This window comes from Histophilus somni (genome assembly GCF_014202395.1).
Classification (GTDB): domain Bacteria; phylum Pseudomonadota; class Gammaproteobacteria; order Enterobacterales; family Pasteurellaceae; genus Histophilus; species Histophilus somni.
The window spans coordinates 64,593-80,015 of sequence record NZ_JACHGQ010000007.1; the positions used below are offsets into that span (position 1 = coordinate 64,593).

Below are 15,423 nucleotides of genomic sequence, written 5' to 3' on the forward strand. Positions count from 1 at the left end.
AAGAAATGTTTATTGTGGATAGTCATTGTCATCTTGATGCCTTGGATTATGAAAACTTACATACAGATATTGCCGATGTGGTGGATAAAGCAAAACAGCGTGATGTTAAACATTTATTGGCAGTAGGGGTAACTTTGAAGCGTTTTGAGCAGGCTTATGCACAATTAGCCTTATTTAAGGAAGTTTCCCTCGCTTGTGGTGTTCATCCTTTGGATTTGGCGGAAGAACCTTTTGATTATCAGCGTTTATTGAGGTTGGCACAAGATGAAAAGGTAGTTGCGATAGGCGAAACCGGATTGGATTATTATTACAGCATTGAAAATAAATCTTTGCAGCAATCTGTTTTTGCACAACAAATAGAGATTGCAAATCAACTGAGTAAGCCCGTGATTGTACACACTCGATCCGCCCGAGACGATACCATTGCCATTTTGCGAGAAAATAATGCACAAAAGTGCGGTGGTGTTTTACATTGTTTTACAGAAAATTGGGGAATGGCAAAACAAGCACTTGATTTAGGGTTTTATATTTCGATTTCAGGTATTATTACCTTTAAAAATGCACAAGAGTTACGTGATGTAGTACGTCAAGTACCATTAGAGCGTTTGTTAGTGGAAACTGATAGCCCTTATTTAGCACCAGTCCCGTATCGAGGTAAACAAAATCAGCCGGCTTATACACGTGAAGTTTGTGAATATGTTGCAACATTGAAGGGATTATCAGCGGAAGACTTTGCACAAATTACTACGCAAAATTTTGAGCGTTTATTTAAGATTAATGTACAATAAAGCAACAATTTACAGGGGGAGTTATTTATGAGAAAAATATTTAAAAAGGTAGTGTTGGGGTTACTATTCTTATTCCATGTTTTTTTATTTTCTGTGGTGCATTATGTTACGCCACATTATGATGTTACCAAAGTTACCGGTGTAGAAGTAAAGAGAGTTGATAAAGATGGACCTATTACTAAAGCTAATCCGGCTGACGGTCCGACTCGTGATGTGTATTATATTTACACGCAAAAACCGAATGAGGAAAACGTGATGGTGTATCGTAATGAAGATACACGTTGGAGTTTTCCATTTTATTTTAAATTCGGTTCCGCCGATTTACAGGCAAAAGCCCAAAGTTTTTCAGTGGATCATAAGTTAGTGGAAATTAAGTATTATGGTTGGCGTTTGGTTATGTTTGATGAATTCCGTAATGCAGTGTCAGTCAAAGAGGTGAGTGCGGATACAGAAGCTTCTCATTCCATTTTAGCTTATGTTTTTTACGCATTTTTATTGATTACGTTATTTTTCTCTATCCAATTTGTGCGTGGTTGGTTTGATAGTGAAGACTAACTTTTTGGTTTGATATGCTTCTATTCTCATCAGAAGCTACTTTGTTAGGCATTGAATATTATGAGTTTATTACAGGCAATATTAGTCATTATTGGCTTAATTATTATTAGTGCGGTCGTTTCTTCCGCTGAAATTTCGTTAGCCGGTTCACGTAAATTGAAATTGCAAATGTTAGCGAATGAGGGTGATAAACGAGCTGTGCAAGTATTAAAATTACAAGAGCAACCGGGACGTTTTATCACAGTTGTCCAAATTGGACTAAACATGGTGGCAATTTTTGGAGGGATTGTGGGTGAAAGTGCCATTCGCCCTTTTTTACAGGAGATTTTAAGTGCTTATACGCAATCTTTTTGGGTAGAAAGTGCAGCTTCTTGGCTGGCTTTTATTATTGTCACTGTTTCTTTTGTTCTCTTCGCTGATTTAATGCCCAAACGTTTAGCGATGACAAGTCCGGAAAAAGTAGCATTGTCAACAGTAGGAATAATGTCTTTTTGCATTGTTATTTTTAAACCAGTGGTCTTAATTTTTGATACTATTGCGAACGGAATTTTTCGCTTATTGGGAATTTCTACCATGCGGGAAGAGAGTATGACGCCAGCGGATATTGTTGCAATTGTAGATGCCGGTGCTGAAGCAGGCGTATTAAAAGCACAAGAGCATTATCTGATTGAAAATATTTTTGAAATGCAAGAGCGTACAGTTACGTCAACTATGACGACTCGTGAAAATATTGTGTTTTTAGACCGCTCTTTTGAGCGTGAGCAAGTCATCACCACAATTAAAAATAATCCACATTCAAAACTACTTATTTGTGATCACGGTTTAGATAAAATTTTGGGTTATGTGGAAAGTCATAATTTATTAACTTTATATTTGCAAGAACAACAAGTTTCTTTAACCGAGCCTAGAATTTTACGAAAGGCATTATTTATTCCTGATACGCTTTCCTTATATGAAGTATTGGAGTTGTTCAAGTCTTCCGGTGAAGATTTTGCTGTTATTGTAAATGAATATGCTCTTGTTGTGGGGATTGTAACTTTAAATGATGTAATGAGTATTGTAATGGGCGAATTAGTTTCTAATGAGGAAGAACAAATTGTTCGCCGTGATGAAACATCTTGGTTGATTGATGGTGCAACTCCCTTAGAGGATGTAGCACGGGCATTGGAAATTAATGAGTTTCCGGATGAAGAAAATTACGAAACCATAGGGGGATTTATGATGTATATGCTACGTAAAATTCCGAAAAAAACAGATTTCGTATTATATGATAGATATAAATTTGAGATTATTGATACCGAGAATTTTAAGATTGATCAGTTGATGGTATCCTTAAGAAAGGATATTTAGAGATTCAAAAGAGAGTAAACCACATCTTCGCTTTTTTTAGATATTATCAGTCAAATGCAATTAATGGGATTTTTCTTATAAAAATAGAAGGTTATGTAAAAGAGATAAAAAGCAATCCGAAGATTGCTTTTTTGTTCCGCTTATTGAGCAAGTGCACGTTTTAATTTTAGGATAGTCGCCTTCCCTTTATCTTCATCGACTTGTTTAAGATTGGCTCCGCCAACAAATGCACCGGGTTTAATATATTGGCGAATAAAATAATTTTTTCCGCCATCTGTCGTAATATCAAGGTGATTATCACTAAACTCTGATTCTGTTGAGAGCCTATGATTACCCGGGATTACACGCTTGTAAAAATATGTTTTGGGTGCGGATTCACCAATAAGTTTGCCATCGATATAAAGATTCTTCTTCAACGCAGCTCCAAATATTGAATCACGATAAATATAAATCCCTGATTCATCCTTTGATGGAAGCAAAAACTGTTTAGCCAAAGCATCATTTTCAGGGGTATCCATCACCGTTCTGGCACAACCGGTAAGTCCCAAAGTGATTGCCAGCAAGAGAGTTGAAAAAAATTTCATTTGATGTCTAGCCCATACGACTTAGAAGTAATAACTTGCACTCAATGACAAGCTTTGTGGCTTGAAGCGAATATCGCCTTCTATATTGCGGAGGAAGACTTTTTGATATTCAACACCCACATCAAATTTATCCGTTACGGCATATTTTACCCCTACAGCAGCACCAATACCGACAACAGAGTTTCCTTTTATGGTGCAACTATCACAAATTTTATTGGCATTAAGATCATAAAAATGACTATTTAAACTCACTTTAAGATACGGCATGAAATTGTTACTAATGCGATAGCCTTGAAGATAGCCAACACTGAAAGAAAATTTTTCTTTGGATAGTAGTTCGTTATTAGAAGTGATTTTTGAACCGCCGGTACGTAATTTTACTTCTGCCTGACCTACAAAATTACTGTCACCAAAATTAAAGCCGTAACCACCGAATAAACCAAAGCCTATTTTTCCTGATTTTTTTTGGGCTTCGTTTTTTGCTGCGTTATAAAGCGTACCCTTATAACCATGTTTTGAATGATGAACTTCTCCACCCATAAAAAAGCCAGTGAAAGTATCTTGTGCCATTGCACCACTTGCCATGCAAGATAATAATACCGTTGCAGCGATAGATATTTTTTTCATAAATAAACCCTCTTAATAAAGATTAAGTTAAATTTGAAACTATTTTATTGTTAAGAGAAAACTAAGTCCTAAGATCTTAATTTTCAAAGATATATTCTACATAGGTATATTATGAGTACCATAGACAAATAAGACATTATTAGTCTAATAAGTAGAAAAACAGTCTAAAAAGAGGAAATGAAAAAATTATCTACATATTGTCTGAAAGTATTTAAACGAAAAGAGCGGTGTAAATTTTAAAAATTCGTACCGCTCTTTTTCTATATCAGTTACTTAAAAAGAATATTCATATTTCTGCGATGTTGTAGCTGGTATTTTCTATTAAGAATTATAATTTAGGTTCACCAATTGGTAATATGGTTTTACCAAAACTTTCATTGATAATATCAGCGGCAGCGAGATAGAACGCTAAAAGTGCGGTCAATAAACCAAAGTTTCCACCTAGTTGGCTAAAGTTGTGATTACCGGTAAAATCGCCTGTAGCAAGTAAGTAGAAGGTGATGGTTAACGCTAAGAAAATAGCCTGTAATGCACGAGTTTTTGCTAATGTGCCGATAAACATCATCAATGTGAATGTTCCCCACGCCGCTAAGTACCAGCCTACAAAAGATGATGTGACACCTTGTGAGAAAAATACTTTGAATAAGGCAAAACTCCACCAAAAGGCACCATAGCTGGTAAACGCAGTAAAACCGAAAGTATTACCTTTTTTGTATTCAAACATACCGGCGATCATTTGGGCTGTACCACCGAACGCAAATCCCATGGCTAATACTAAACCTAAATTTTCACCGCTGAACATACCGTTATTGATTAAACTTAATAACCAAGTTGTTAATGCAAATCCACATAAGCCCAATGGTGCCGGATTCGCTAAGTTATCTTTTGTTGTCGACATTATATTTTGCCCTTAAATTAATTTGATAAATAAAAAAGGCGTTATTATCTATGATTTTATTGAATAAATAAAGATTGGTATGAAAAACGCTAGGATAAGAACAATGAAATTGGGAAAGTAGCTAGAAAATTAATTATTTTTTGTTTTTCGCTATTGTTATTTAGATGTAAAATACGTTCAGCTGAGTTTTAAGGGTAAAATACGATGAGCGTTTAGTCGCCACTTAGTCTGCAAAATGCGAAATGTTAAATCACAAGCATGTGAGTTTAAGGATTGGCAAGAAATGTTATCATCAAGTTAAACGTCAGTTTCTCGTTTTTACGCCTAAAGTTGCTGGAGCACATCATTGGACACAGGTAAGCTCGACATTAGAGGGGAGTTAGAATAAAACGGATTTCGTTTTCTAACAGAAGAAAGTAATTGTTTTTAAAAGGAAAATTTGTTGAATACTCAATCTAAGCAAAACGCTAGTTTTGTTTTTATTTTAACCTTAGGCATTTTATCAATGTTACCTCCACTTGGAGTGGATATGTATTTGCCGGCATTTTTAAATATTGCACAAGATTTGAAAGTAAGCCCAGAGCAAGTGCACATACTTTGACTTTTTTTACTTATGGTTTGGCAGCGGGGCAATTATTTTGGGGACCTGTGGGAGATAGTTACGGACGTAAACCGGTTATTTTATTAGGTGTGATTGTTGCGACTATTACAGCATTTATTTTAACCGGTATTAATAATATTCAAAATTTCACCGCACTTCGTTTTATTCAAGGCTTTTTTGGTGCGGCACCTGTGGTTTTATCCGGTGCGCTATTACGAGATTTGTTTAGCAAAAATGAGCTTTCTCGAATGCTATCGATGATTACTTTAGTGTTTATGATTGCTCCATTACTCGCTCCAATTATTGGCGGTAATTTGATGCGTTTTTTCCATTGGCATGCAATTTTTTATGTTATCTCGGCAATGGGAATGCTAAGTGCGGTATTGGTTTTTTATGTTATTCCGGAAACTCATAAAAAAGAAAATCGCATTCCTCTCAGATTGAATATTATCGCACGTAACTTTTTTTCTCTGTGGAAACAGAAAGAAGTACTGGGTTATATGTTTATGTCTGCTTTTGGTTTTGGCGGGTTATTTGCTTTTGTGACAGCAGGTTCAATCGTTTATATCGGACTTTATGGTATAGCCGTTGAAAATTTTGGTTATTTCTTTATGTTAAATATTGGGGTTATGATTATTGCCTCCTTTATGAATGGGCGATTGGTGTTTAAAGTGGGTGCTGAACGTATGCTACAGGTTGGTTTGATGGTGCAATTTATCGCCGGTCTTTGGTTAGCATTCGTTGCGTTTTTTGATTTAGGTTTTTGGTCTATGGCAATTGGTGTTGCTTTTTTTGTAGGGCAAAATCCATTAATCAGTTCGAATGCCATGACATCTATTTTAGAGAAATTTCCAACTATGGCAGGAACATCGAATTCTATGGTTGGAAGTGTGCGTTTCGGTATGGGGGCAATAGTGGGGACAATTGTTGCTTTATTTGAAATGAAAACGGCAGCACCAATGCTTTTAACAATGACGATTTGTTCTTTGCTTGCGGTAAGTTGCTATTATTTTTTAACTTACCGTCATTTAAAAAAATAAAGGAAGATCATGGCATTGCAACCTTGCCCTGAGTGTCGGCGTAAAATCAGTGAGTGTGCGATAAGTTGTCCACATTGCGGTTTTTCGTTACAAGAAGAAAATTTGATGCTATATCGTGAAAAACTAAAAAAACATTGTCAGTATAATCAGGAGATTAACCGAGCAAGCATTAAAATCCATTTATTTTGGTTGGCGGTGTTTTCTATAGTGATTGGGATAGTCGGTTGGTTAAGTAATTAGTCGTTAAAAGATATTCAAGCCCCTGTAATAAGGGGCTTTTTGTATGGTTTAACTTTTTGTTTTCATTGCTGGAAATAAAATCACATCACGAATTGAGTTAGCGTTGGCAAATAACATCGCTAGACGATCAATTCCTAAACCCTCACCAGCCGTTGGTGGCAATCCATGCTCAAGTGCGGTAACAAAATCTTCATCTTTAAACATAGCTTCATCGTCACCAGCTTCTTTTGCTGCAACCTGTGCATCAAAACGCTCATTTTGATCTTCTGCATCATTTAATTCTGAGAAACCGTTACCGATCTCACGTCCTCCGATAAATAATTCAAAGCGGTCTGTTACGTCAGGATTTTCATCATTGCGGCGTGCTAAAGGGGAGATTTCTGCCGGATGAGCCATTAAGAAAGTTGGTTGAATTAAATGATGTTCAGCAACTTCTTCAAAAATTGCATTGACTAAGCTACCTAGCCCCCAGGATTTTTGTACTTCGATACCCAATTTTTGTGCTACTGCAACAGCACGATCGAAATCGTATAAATCTTCTTTCACAATACCTTGCTCGGCACCGTATTTTAAGATTGCCTCGTGCATGGTAATACGTTCAAACGGTTTGCCGAAATCGAATTTTAAATCGCCGTAAGGAACAATAGTCGTACCTAAAATATCCAGTGCTAATTTGCGTAAAAGTTCTTCTGTATTGTCCATTAAATCGTGGTAATCCGCATAGGCTTGGTAGTATTCCAACATTGTAAATTCAGGGTTATGGCGAACAGAAACACCTTCATTGCGGAAGTTACGATTTAACTCGAATACACGTTCAAAACCGCCAACTACCAAACGTTTTAAATAAAGTTCAGGTGCAATACGTAAATACATATCCACATCTAACGCATTGTGATGAGTAATAAATGGACGTGCAGATGCACCGCCAGGAATAATTTGTAACATAGGGGTTTCTACTTCCATAAATCCCTTGGAAATGAAATATTCACGAATGCCTGCGATTACTTTAGATCGAATAATAAAAGTGCGGCGTGAATCTTCATTAGCAATTAAATCTAAGTAGCGTTGACGGTAACGAGTTTCTTGATCGCTCAGTCCATGAAATTTATTAGGAAGCGGGCGTAATGCTTTAGTTAATAAGTGAACTTCCGTTGCACGTATTGTCAACTCATTGGTTTTAGTTTTAAATAAAGTACCTTTTACACCAACAATATCCCCTAAATCCCAATTGCCCACATCATCAGTATAAACACCTTCAGCTAGGTTATCACGAGCAACATAAAGTTGAATTTTTCCGCTCATGTCTTGCAATGTGATAAAGGTTGCTTTACCCATGACACGACGAGTCATAATACGCCCCGCCACTTTTACTTCAATTCCCTGTGTTTTTAAGCTCTCACTTTCAATTTCATCATATTGTGTATGTAAGTCCTGTGCTAAAGCATTGCGACGGAATGTATTTGGAAAGGCGTTGCCTTTTGCTCTTAACGCAGCTAATTTTTCACGACGAACCAACATTTCGCCATTGAGATCCAATTCTTGAATTATTTCTGTCATTATGTACTCCTCTTGGAAAGTCACTTTTAGAATAAATTTGTCATTTGAATAAAATATTGTGGTTTTTGACCGCTCTTTATAGTCCGGCTTTTAAGCTGGCTTCAATAAAACGATCCAAATCGCCGTCCAATACAGCTTGAGTATTGCGATTTTCAACACCTGTTCGCAAATCTTTAATACGGGAATCATCCAGCACATAGGAGCGGATTTGACTACCCCAGCCGATATCAGATTTATTGTCTTCCATGGCTTGTTTATCAGCATTTTTTTTCATCATTTCCATTTCGTACAGTTTTGCTTTTAGCTGCTTCATGGCTTGATCTTTATTCTGATGTTGAGATCGTCCATTTTGGCATTGCACCACAATACCGCTAGGAATATGAGTAATACGCACCGCACTTTCTGTTTTATTAACGTGTTGTCCGCCGGCACCTGATGCACGATAAACATCAATACGTAAATCTGCAGGATTGATTTCTATTTCAATATCATCATCAATTTCAGGATAAACGAAGGCAGCGGCGAAAGAAGTATGGCGACGATTATTGGAATCAAATGGACTTTTACGTACTAATCGATGAATACCTGTTTCTGTTCTTAACCAACCGAAAGCATATTCGCCTGCAATACGAATAGTGGCAGATTTCAAGCCTGCAACATCGCCACTGGAAACTTCAACTAGTTCGGTTTTAAAGCCCTTGCTTTCTGCCCAACGTAAATACATACGCAATAGCATTTCTGTCCAATCCTGAGCTTCTGTTCCGCCGGAGCCTGCTTGTAGGTCAACATAACAATCACAGTTATCATGTTGTCCGCTGAACATACGGCGGAACTCAAGGGTGGCAAGTTTTTTTTCCAATTCTTCCGCTTCTGCGACAGCTTCATTAAACGTTGTTTCATCTTCCGCTTCTACAGAAAGTTCCAGTAAGCCATCGACATCTTCCAAACCTTGCTCAAGGGTTTTTATTGTATTAACAACAAGCTCTAAATTAGCCCGCTCTTTGCCTAGCGATTGAGCTTTTTCCGGTTCATTCCAAATATCCGGTTGTTCAAGTTCTGCATTTACTTCTTCTAAACGTTCAACTTTTGTATCAAAGTCAAAGATACCCCCTAAGCATATTTGTACGCTCAGTGAGATCGATTAATTTATTTTTTATCGGATTAATTTCAAACATAGCTTTTCCCAATGATAACAAGTGCTGAATTATAAGCTATTTTGCTGATGTTGGGTAGTTGCAGATTAGATTGTTCAAAGGATTTATGTTAGAATTTCGTCCGTTTTTTACTGAAAATTAGGAACTTAAAATGAAAAAATTTTTAATGGTAAGTTTAGCCATGTTGATGTCAACTTTTGTAAAGGCAGATGATAATAATGTCACAATTCGCAAAAATTTACAAAAATTAGGTATGACTGATGTAGAAATTATGGAGTCTCCCATTAAAAATATAAAGAGTGTTTTGACCCGTGAAGGTACTCTGTATGTTTCGGAAGATGGTAAATATGTTTTACATGGTGCTTTGTATGAAATTACTGACAAAGGTATTGTGAATTTAACGACAAAATCTTTATTGGTAAAACTGAATAACTTAAAAAATGAGATGATAGTTTATCCAGCGAAGAAGGAAAAATATGTTATTACCGTATTCATGGACATTACTTGTCATTATTGTCATTTATTACATCAAAAAATTAAAGAATATAATGAGTTAGGTATTACTGTTCGTTATTTAGCTTTTCCACGTGCCGGTCTAAATAGCAATACAGCAAAACAAATGGAGGCGATTTGGACATCTCGAGATCCTGTTTTCGCTTTAGATGAAGCAGAAAAGGGCAATTTACCGAAAGAGCTGAAAATTCCAAATATGATTCAGAAACATTATGAGCTTGGTATTCAATTTGGAGTTAGTGGCACACCAAGTATTATAACTGAAAGCGGCGAAGTGATTGGCGGTTATGTAGAGCCTAAAAAATTGTTGCAAGTATTAGAAGATATTCGTGAATAAGTTTATTAAACGACGTGATGTTGCGATAGATGTTCAAGTTTGTGAACATCCTTTATTGGACCGAATTTACCGTGCACGTCAAATTAAAAATCCTCAACAATTAGACCGCACTTTGAAATCTATGTTGGCACCTGATTTGCTACATGGTATTGGAAGTGCGGTGGATTTATTGGTAACAGCGAGAGAAAAACAACAAAAGATTGTTATTGTCGGTGATTTTGATGTTGACGGAGCAACCAGCACAGCACTCATTGTTTTGGCTCTTCGTCAACTTGGGTTCACAGATGTAGATTATTTAGTACCTAATCGCTTTGAGCAAGGTTACGGTTTAAGCGTGGAAGTAGCGAAATTAGCATTAGAAAAAAATGTTGAGTTATTGATTACAGTAGATAATGGGGTATCTTCTTTTGATGGTGTTGTGTTTTTAAAAAATGCGGGAGTGCAAGTGTTGATTACAGATCACCACTTACCGCCGGAAATATTGCCTCCAGCCCATGCTATTGTTAATCCAAATCTTACACAATGTAATTTTCCTTCAAAATTTCTTGCTGGTGTCGGTGTCGCTTTTTATGTCATGCTGGCATTGCGTGCAAAATTACGTGATTTAGGGATTTTTACTACGCAAACCCAACCGAATTTTACAGAGTTATTAGATTTAGTTGCCCTTGGTACAATTTCCGATGTAGTACCGCTTGATCAAAATAATCGTATTTTAGCTTATCAAGGTTTAGCCAGAATTCGAGCTGAGCGTTGTCGTCCCGGTATTCGTGCTTTGGCGGAAATTGCAAATCGTAATATGAGTCGATTGACCGCTTCTGATTTAGGCTTTTCTATTGGTCCAAGATTGAATGCTGCCGGGCGTTTGGACAATATGTCTGTTGGTGTGGAGTTATTATTGGCCGATGATATGCAACATGCTCGTCAATTAGCTTTTGAATTAGATAGTTTGAATCAGGCTCGTAAAGAAATTGAGCAAGGTATGAAACAGGAAGCGTTAGAAATTTGTCGGAATTTGACCGCACTTTCTAAGCAATTACCGCTGGGCATCGTACTATATCAGGTTGATTGGCATCAAGGTGTACTTGGTATTTTGGCTTCTCGAATTAAAGATAAATTTCATCGACCGACCATTGCGTTTGCTCAGGATCAAGTCGGAATTTTAAAAGGTTCAGCACGATCTATTGAAGGTTTACATATGCGTGATGTGTTAGAGCGTATTCATTCTCGCTATCCGGATATGATTTTAAAATTTGGTGGTCATGCGATGGCTGCTGGTTTGAGTATTCGTGAGGAATTGTTTACACAATTTCAACAAGCCTTTATTCAAACTGTGACTGAATGGTTAAAAGAAGAACAATTACAAGGTATTATTTGGACTGATGGTCAATTAGCACCCGCGTTTTTAAATTTGGAGACAGCGGAATTACTGCGTCAAGCAGGTCCTTGGGGGCAAGGTTTTCCAGAGCCGTGTTTTGATGGTGAATTTACAATTTTACGCCAGAGTATTGTGGGTGAAAAACATTTAAAAATGCTTGTTGAGCCTAAACAAGGAGGTCCGCTGTTGGATGCTATTGCATTTAATATTGATAAGGATTACTACCCTGATTTTTCGATAAAACATGCAAGAATAGCTTATAAATTAGATAGTAATGAGTTTCGTGGAAATCGTCATGTTCAGTTGTTGGTAGATTATATTGAACCTTTAGATCATTAAATTTATTTTTCGGCACTGGTACATAATAATGTTTTAGGGACAATAAAAATGACAGAAGAATATGGCGTATTTACTTATCCCTATGTCATTATTAATGGTAAATATGTTTTGACAGCAAGTACTTTATATAACGATGATTATAGTGTTGCAGTGCTTGATTTTTTAATTCATCAAATTCAAGTGGAGAGCAGGAAATGAAAGTAGGTATTGTTGGTGCGATGGCACAAGAAGTTGAGATTTTAGCGAGTTTAATTGAGAATAAAAACGTAGTTCATATTGCCGGCTGTACAATTTATCAAGGAAACATTCAAGATAAGGAGGTTGCCTTATTACAATCCGGTATTGGAAAAGTTGCAGCAGCAATGGGAACTACACTATTATTGCAAATGTTTAAGCCTGATATTGTTATTAATACAGGATCTGCCGGCGGCGTATCCTCCGGATTAAAAGTGGGTGATGTTGTTGTGTCTACTCAAACTGTTTATCATGATGCTGATGTGACAGCCTTTGGCTATGCTAAAGGTCAACTGCCTGCTTGTCCTCCAGCTTTTATTTCTGATCCGAAACTGACCGCACTTGTTGCAAATGTTGCAAAGCAACAAGGCATTAATCTGACTTCCGGTTTAATTTGCTCCGGTGACAGTTTTATTAATAGTGCAGAAAAATTAGCTTGGATAAAAGCAAATTTTCCAGAAGTTGTTGCTATTGAAATGGAGGCAACAGCTATTGCTCAGGTATGTCATAAATTCAATATTCCGTTTGTTGTCATACGGGCGATTTCTGATGTCGGAGACGGTGAAGCAAGCATGTCTTTTGAAGAGTTTTTGCCTTTAGCGGCTAAACAGTCTTCCTCTATGGTTCTAAAGATATTACAAAGTTTGTAGGGAATTGATTAATTATCAACTTGATAAATAAAGGAAAAAATCTCCAAATTGATCTGCACCCCAAAAGTTGGACTAAACAGCCAACTGATTAAGGTGCAGATTTTTTATGACTAAATATAACCAATCTTTCAAACAACAAGTCATCAAATTTTATCTTCAAAACGGGAAAAATCGCTCGCTTACTCGTCAGCATTTTCAGCTGGAGAAAAGTACATTACGTCATTAGATTAACCAATATCGTCACTATGGGTTCAAAAGGTTAGCTGTTTTAGGTAAAAAGTGTAAACCGCCGTTTTTTTTGCATAATTTAGCGTTATTTTTTGCATAATGTAATAACTAAAAACTATGCAAAATAAACTGCAAAAACAAAGCCCTTTAAACTCACTTTAAAGGGCTTTTAAATTACCTAAAATTTATAGACCAAATTATCCTCATATTTTCCAGAATAACTAGCAGAGGTATTTACATAATTCTTTTGTAACCCTCAAAAGCTTGCCAATTATGAACCTTATCCTCCTGCATATACTCAATAAAGCGAATAAACTCGGACTTTGTTGAGCTGAAGAATATACAAGGTGGTCGAGTGATGTTGACTAATCGTAAATACATCTATAATCGTCCAACCTTCGCCATCACCTTCAATATTCTCATTTAAAATTTGTTTAAAATGAGATAAAAAACATCCGCTTTTGACCTGTAAAGGGTAGCGGAGCTTGTTTAAAGTGATCTACACTTTGCTTGCTTGCTTGCTTGCTTGCTTGCTTGCTTGCTTGCTTGCTTGCTTGCTTGCTTGCTTGCTTGCTTGCTTGCTTGCTTGGCGTGATTTTAGTCATTTTTCCATTTGTCAAACCTCCATTTTGTAAAATAACCGCCAATTGATTAGGATTAAATCGCCAGCCCTCTTCGCTTCTGAATATGGCATTAAAACACCACTCTGAACAGAAGAATTTATTCTTTTTCTCACGAAAACCCAATACTAAGCCAAACACGCCTTGCCAATCATAGTTAGCCCCTTTTGTCTTCTTAAAATAGGCTTTCACTTGTTCTTCAGTGAGATTATCAAGCGGAATTAAATCCCATTTTTCTGTCTTAAGGGTCATTTCTTTTTTTCGCACACCGCCATCACGAGGACTTGAACTGTAGCAATCGTAGGTGATATACGGATAATAATCGCCACTTAAAAACGCCGTTTGCTCAATGGCAATTTCACAATGACTGTATTGACCTTTCGTGATTTTACGAATAAGCCCATCTGTAAATCGGTCATAGAGACTACCGCCTCGCCCCTTGTACAGAGCTAAATACACCTTACTCATTGCCTTGCTCCTTAATGTAGTCGTGATAACACTGTGTCCACCCGTCCGAATAATCATATTCCGCCGGATTGTCCGATTGCTCCATAGCGGTTTTATGTTTCAAGGCATTAGCATGATTACTTGTTTTAGCATTCATTAACGCCTGCCAAATTTGCATTAATTTTTCCTTATTTATCATCAAAACAGCGTTATCCGCACAAGTCCACGCAATTTCCATATCACCGAATAAATCATAACTGGCTTTGACGGATAAGATATTCCGCTCCGCCGTAGCGTCCGTATCAATCCATTTGCCCACCGCTTCCACAAACACCCCGCCATTGATTTTTTCATCTCGCAAGGCATTGATTTTCTCTCGCATTTCCGCCCGCACTTGGGTTAAATGTGCGGTTTGATTTTCAGGCGAAATAACCCACTGCCCCTTTTCAATATGATGAAATGGACTGGGTTGCGGGTCGGCTAACTGCGGATAACCCTTTTCATCTGTGATTATTTGTTTGCCTTCTGATTGACCCATCAGTAAAGAGCGGTATAAATCTTCGGAGATTTCCACCGCACCTTGGGGAATATTTTTGTGAATGTGGCTCATATAAAAGCCGTCTTTGAAGTAGATTTTCATGTGTTGTCCTTGGTTGTTGTTTTTGCTAAAATAAACTTATATTTAACTTATATTCTTTATTCATGAAGTCGGTTATTTTCCAACCCAAAGCGTTAAAGCAATTAAGAAAAATTCCAACAGGGGCGAAAATTGCACGAAAATGCCAAGAATTAACGCATTTTCCTTTTTGTTCTAATGTAAAAGCCCTTGTTAATCATCGTTACCCCTATCGTTTTAGGGTCGGCGATTACCGAGTTTTCTTTGAAATTGCCGGCGATATGATGAATATTATTTCCATTGAAGAGGTGAAAAAACGAGATGAACGCACTTACTAACATTCAATATTTACATGATGAAAGCGGACACCCTGCTTTTGCCGTCATGCCCATCGCTACCCTTGAATGGTTAAAACAACAAGCAAAACTTTCCTCTCCTTTAGATAGTGGCGTGCCTTTTGCTGTGGCGACTTTTGCCTTAGAAAATAATTGCTCCGCACTTGTTGCATGGCGTGAGCATTTAGGATTAACGCAAAAAGACATGGCAAGCCGTTTAAATATTACTCAATCTGCATATAGTCAATATGAAAAATCATCTCACTTGCGTAAAGCCACAAGGGAAAAAATCGCCCTTGCTTTAGGAATTCATGCGACGCAATTGGATTTTTAAT

At 37.0% G+C, this 15,423-nt stretch carries 18 protein-coding genes and 3 pseudogenes; 13 read left to right on the forward strand and 8 right to left on the reverse strand.

The annotated features are described in order from the left end of the window. Positions 1-5: 5 nt before the first annotated feature. The 3 genes from HNR69_RS05915 to paeA are packed head-to-tail and all read left to right on the forward strand — an operon-like array spanning position 6 to position 2,693. The gene (locus HNR69_RS05915; RefSeq protein ID WP_075294459.1) at positions 6-788 is read left to right on the forward strand and encodes a TatD family hydrolase; all 783 of its coding nucleotides are present in this window, start codon (positions 6-8) and stop codon (positions 786-788) included. Positions 789-815: 27 nt separating this feature from the next. After that, positions 816-1,343, forward strand: coding sequence for a DUF1523 family protein (locus HNR69_RS05920; protein ID WP_012341351.1), 528 nt, complete (start codon positions 816-818; stop codon positions 1,341-1,343). 60 nt (positions 1,344-1,403) lie between these two features. Beyond that, the gene (paeA, locus tag HNR69_RS05925; protein ID WP_011609634.1) at positions 1,404-2,693 is read left to right on the forward strand and encodes a polyamine export protein PaeA; all 1,290 of its coding nucleotides are present in this window, start codon (positions 1,404-1,406) and stop codon (positions 2,691-2,693) included. A 140-nt stretch (positions 2,694-2,833) separates the two neighbouring features. Here paeA and HNR69_RS05930 read toward each other — a convergent pair whose 3' ends face one another. The 3 genes from HNR69_RS05930 to HNR69_RS05940 all read right to left on the reverse strand — a co-directional run bounded on the left by HNR69_RS05930 (position 2,834) and on the right by HNR69_RS05940 (position 4,802). Then, entirely contained in the window at positions 2,834-3,277 is a 444-nt protein-coding gene (locus HNR69_RS05930) for a DUF2846 domain-containing protein (protein WP_075294460.1), read from the reverse strand. Between the two features lie 21 nt (positions 3,278-3,298). After that, the gene (locus HNR69_RS05935; RefSeq protein ID WP_075294461.1) at positions 3,299-3,904 is read right to left on the reverse strand and encodes an outer membrane beta-barrel protein; all 606 of its coding nucleotides are present in this window, start codon (positions 3,902-3,904) and stop codon (positions 3,299-3,301) included. 328 nt (positions 3,905-4,232) lie between these two features. After that, positions 4,233-4,802 (reverse strand): acetate uptake transporter, encoded by a 570-nt coding sequence (locus HNR69_RS05940; protein ID WP_075294462.1) that lies wholly within the window; start codon positions 4,800-4,802, stop codon positions 4,233-4,235. A gap of 442 nt (positions 4,803-5,244) precedes the next feature. Between HNR69_RS05940 and HNR69_RS09590 the strand changes: the two genes are divergently transcribed. The 3 genes from HNR69_RS09590 to HNR69_RS05950 are packed head-to-tail and all read left to right on the forward strand — an operon-like array spanning position 5,245 to position 6,683. Beyond that, complete coding sequence (locus HNR69_RS09590) at positions 5,245-5,403, forward strand: hypothetical protein (RefSeq protein ID WP_247618152.1); 159 nt, start codon at positions 5,245-5,247, stop codon at positions 5,401-5,403. Then, positions 5,346-6,443 carry a Bcr/CflA family multidrug efflux MFS transporter gene (locus tag HNR69_RS05945; protein WP_247618153.1) on the forward strand — a complete coding sequence of 366 codons (1,098 nt, stop codon included), beginning with the start codon at positions 5,346-5,348 and terminating at the stop codon, positions 6,441-6,443. The genes HNR69_RS09590 and HNR69_RS05945 overlap by 58 nt, the downstream gene beginning before the upstream one ends. Before the next feature lie 9 nt (positions 6,444-6,452). Next, positions 6,453-6,683 (forward strand): zinc ribbon domain-containing protein, encoded by a 231-nt coding sequence (locus HNR69_RS05950; protein ID WP_012341357.1) that lies wholly within the window; start codon positions 6,453-6,455, stop codon positions 6,681-6,683. A gap of 48 nt (positions 6,684-6,731) precedes the next feature. On the opposite strand, the gene lysS is transcribed toward HNR69_RS05950, so the two are convergent. Beyond that, positions 6,732-8,240, reverse strand: coding sequence for a lysine--tRNA ligase (gene lysS / locus HNR69_RS05955; RefSeq protein ID WP_075294463.1), 1,509 nt, complete (start codon positions 8,238-8,240; stop codon positions 6,732-6,734). A gap of 76 nt (positions 8,241-8,316) precedes the next feature. Continuing rightward, positions 8,317-9,415, reverse strand: a protein-coding gene (gene prfB, locus HNR69_RS05960; RefSeq protein WP_135026534.1) for a peptide chain release factor 2 whose coding sequence is annotated in 2 segments (ribosomal slippage) — positions 8,317-9,339 and positions 9,341-9,415 — 1,098 coding nt in all. Because the reading frame shifts where the segments join, the coding sequence is not laid out codon by codon here. A 130-nt stretch (positions 9,416-9,545) separates the two neighbouring features. Here prfB and dsbC point away from each other — a divergent pair. The 5 genes and pseudogenes from dsbC to HNR69_RS05985 form a co-directional block, all read left to right on the forward strand. Continuing rightward, positions 9,546-10,244, forward strand: a complete 699-nt coding sequence (gene dsbC, locus HNR69_RS05965) for a bifunctional protein-disulfide isomerase/oxidoreductase DsbC (protein ID WP_075294464.1) — start codon at positions 9,546-9,548, stop codon at positions 10,242-10,244. Beyond that, positions 10,237-11,958: a single-stranded-DNA-specific exonuclease RecJ gene (gene recJ / locus HNR69_RS05970; RefSeq protein WP_075294465.1), complete on the forward strand. Its 1,722-nt coding sequence runs from the start codon at positions 10,237-10,239 to the stop codon at positions 11,956-11,958. The genes dsbC and recJ overlap by 8 nt, the downstream gene beginning before the upstream one ends. Before the next feature lie 42 nt (positions 11,959-12,000). Further along, positions 12,001-12,156 (forward strand): annotated as a pseudogene (locus tag HNR69_RS05975) (thiol:disulfide interchange protein DsbA/DsbL); the annotation flags it as partial. Continuing rightward, on the forward strand, positions 12,153-12,842 hold the full coding sequence (gene mtnN, locus HNR69_RS05980; protein ID WP_011609624.1) for a 5'-methylthioadenosine/S-adenosylhomocysteine nucleosidase: 690 nt from the start codon (positions 12,153-12,155) through the stop codon (positions 12,840-12,842). The pseudogene HNR69_RS05975 and the gene mtnN, both read left to right, overlap by 4 nt. A 106-nt stretch (positions 12,843-12,948) precedes the next feature. Next, a pseudogene (locus HNR69_RS05985) lies at positions 12,949-13,128 on the forward strand (helix-turn-helix domain-containing protein); the annotation flags it as partial. 120 nt (positions 13,129-13,248) lie between these two features. Here HNR69_RS05985 and HNR69_RS09595 read toward each other — a convergent pair. From HNR69_RS09595 to HNR69_RS06000, 3 genes and pseudogenes are all read right to left on the reverse strand, one after another. Beyond that, positions 13,249-13,448: pseudogene (locus tag HNR69_RS09595) on the reverse strand (hypothetical protein); the annotation flags it as partial. A gap of 56 nt (positions 13,449-13,504) precedes the next feature. Then, positions 13,505-14,158 (reverse strand): enoyl-CoA hydratase, encoded by a 654-nt coding sequence (locus HNR69_RS05995; protein ID WP_311735926.1) that lies wholly within the window; start codon positions 14,156-14,158, stop codon positions 13,505-13,507. Then, complete coding sequence (locus HNR69_RS06000) at positions 14,151-14,777, reverse strand: DUF4376 domain-containing protein (RefSeq protein ID WP_075294466.1); 627 nt, start codon at positions 14,775-14,777, stop codon at positions 14,151-14,153. The genes HNR69_RS05995 and HNR69_RS06000 overlap by 8 nt, the downstream gene beginning before the upstream one ends. A 62-nt stretch (positions 14,778-14,839) precedes the next feature. Here HNR69_RS06000 and HNR69_RS06005 point away from each other — a divergent pair, with 62 nt between their 5' ends. Together HNR69_RS06005 and relB are read left to right on the forward strand one after the other, a co-directional pair. Next, positions 14,840-15,091 carry a type II toxin-antitoxin system RelE family toxin gene (locus tag HNR69_RS06005; protein ID WP_012340329.1) on the forward strand — a complete coding sequence of 84 codons (252 nt, stop codon included), beginning with the start codon at positions 14,840-14,842 and terminating at the stop codon, positions 15,089-15,091. Next, positions 15,075-15,422 carry a type II toxin-antitoxin system RelB family anti-toxin gene (relB, locus tag HNR69_RS06010; RefSeq protein ID WP_012341722.1) on the forward strand — a complete coding sequence of 116 codons (348 nt, stop codon included), beginning with the start codon at positions 15,075-15,077 and terminating at the stop codon, positions 15,420-15,422. Before HNR69_RS06005 ends, relB begins: the two co-directional genes overlap by 17 nt. Position 15,423 lies beyond the last annotated feature (1 nt).

Bases quoted from the DNA above. Each gene is read 5' to 3' on its own strand.
- paeA (WP_011609634.1), top strand. From the start codon at position 1,404: ATGAGTTTATTACAGGCAATATTAGTCATTATTGGCTTAATTATTATT.
- lysS (WP_075294463.1), bottom strand. From the start codon at position 8,240: ATGACAGAAATAATTCAAGAATTGGATCTCAATGGCGAAATGTTGGTT.
- HNR69_RS05950 (WP_012341357.1), top strand. From the start codon at position 6,453: ATGGCATTGCAACCTTGCCCTGAGTGTCGGCGTAAAATCAGTGAGTGT.
- HNR69_RS06000 (WP_075294466.1), bottom strand. From the start codon at position 14,777: ATGAAAATCTACTTCAAAGACGGCTTTTATATGAGCCACATTCACAAA.
- dsbC (WP_075294464.1), top strand. From the start codon at position 9,546: ATGAAAAAATTTTTAATGGTAAGTTTAGCCATGTTGATGTCAACTTTT.
- HNR69_RS05920 (WP_012341351.1), top strand. From the start codon at position 816: ATGAGAAAAATATTTAAAAAGGTAGTGTTGGGGTTACTATTCTTATTC.
- mtnN (WP_011609624.1), top strand. From the start codon at position 12,153: ATGAAAGTAGGTATTGTTGGTGCGATGGCACAAGAAGTTGAGATTTTA.
- HNR69_RS05930 (WP_075294460.1), bottom strand. From the start codon at position 3,277: ATGAAATTTTTTTCAACTCTCTTGCTGGCAATCACTTTGGGACTTACC.
- HNR69_RS05915 (WP_075294459.1), top strand. From the start codon at position 6: ATGTTTATTGTGGATAGTCATTGTCATCTTGATGCCTTGGATTATGAA.
- relB (WP_012341722.1), top strand. From the start codon at position 15,075: ATGAACGCACTTACTAACATTCAATATTTACATGATGAAAGCGGACAC.
- HNR69_RS05935 (WP_075294461.1), bottom strand. From the start codon at position 3,904: ATGAAAAAAATATCTATCGCTGCAACGGTATTATTATCTTGCATGGCA.
- HNR69_RS05995 (WP_311735926.1), bottom strand. From the start codon at position 14,158: ATGAGTAAGGTGTATTTAGCTCTGTACAAGGGGCGAGGCGGTAGTCTC.
- HNR69_RS06005 (WP_012340329.1), top strand. From the start codon at position 14,840: ATGAAGTCGGTTATTTTCCAACCCAAAGCGTTAAAGCAATTAAGAAAA.
- HNR69_RS05940 (WP_075294462.1), bottom strand. From the start codon at position 4,802: ATGTCGACAACAAAAGATAACTTAGCGAATCCGGCACCATTGGGCTTA.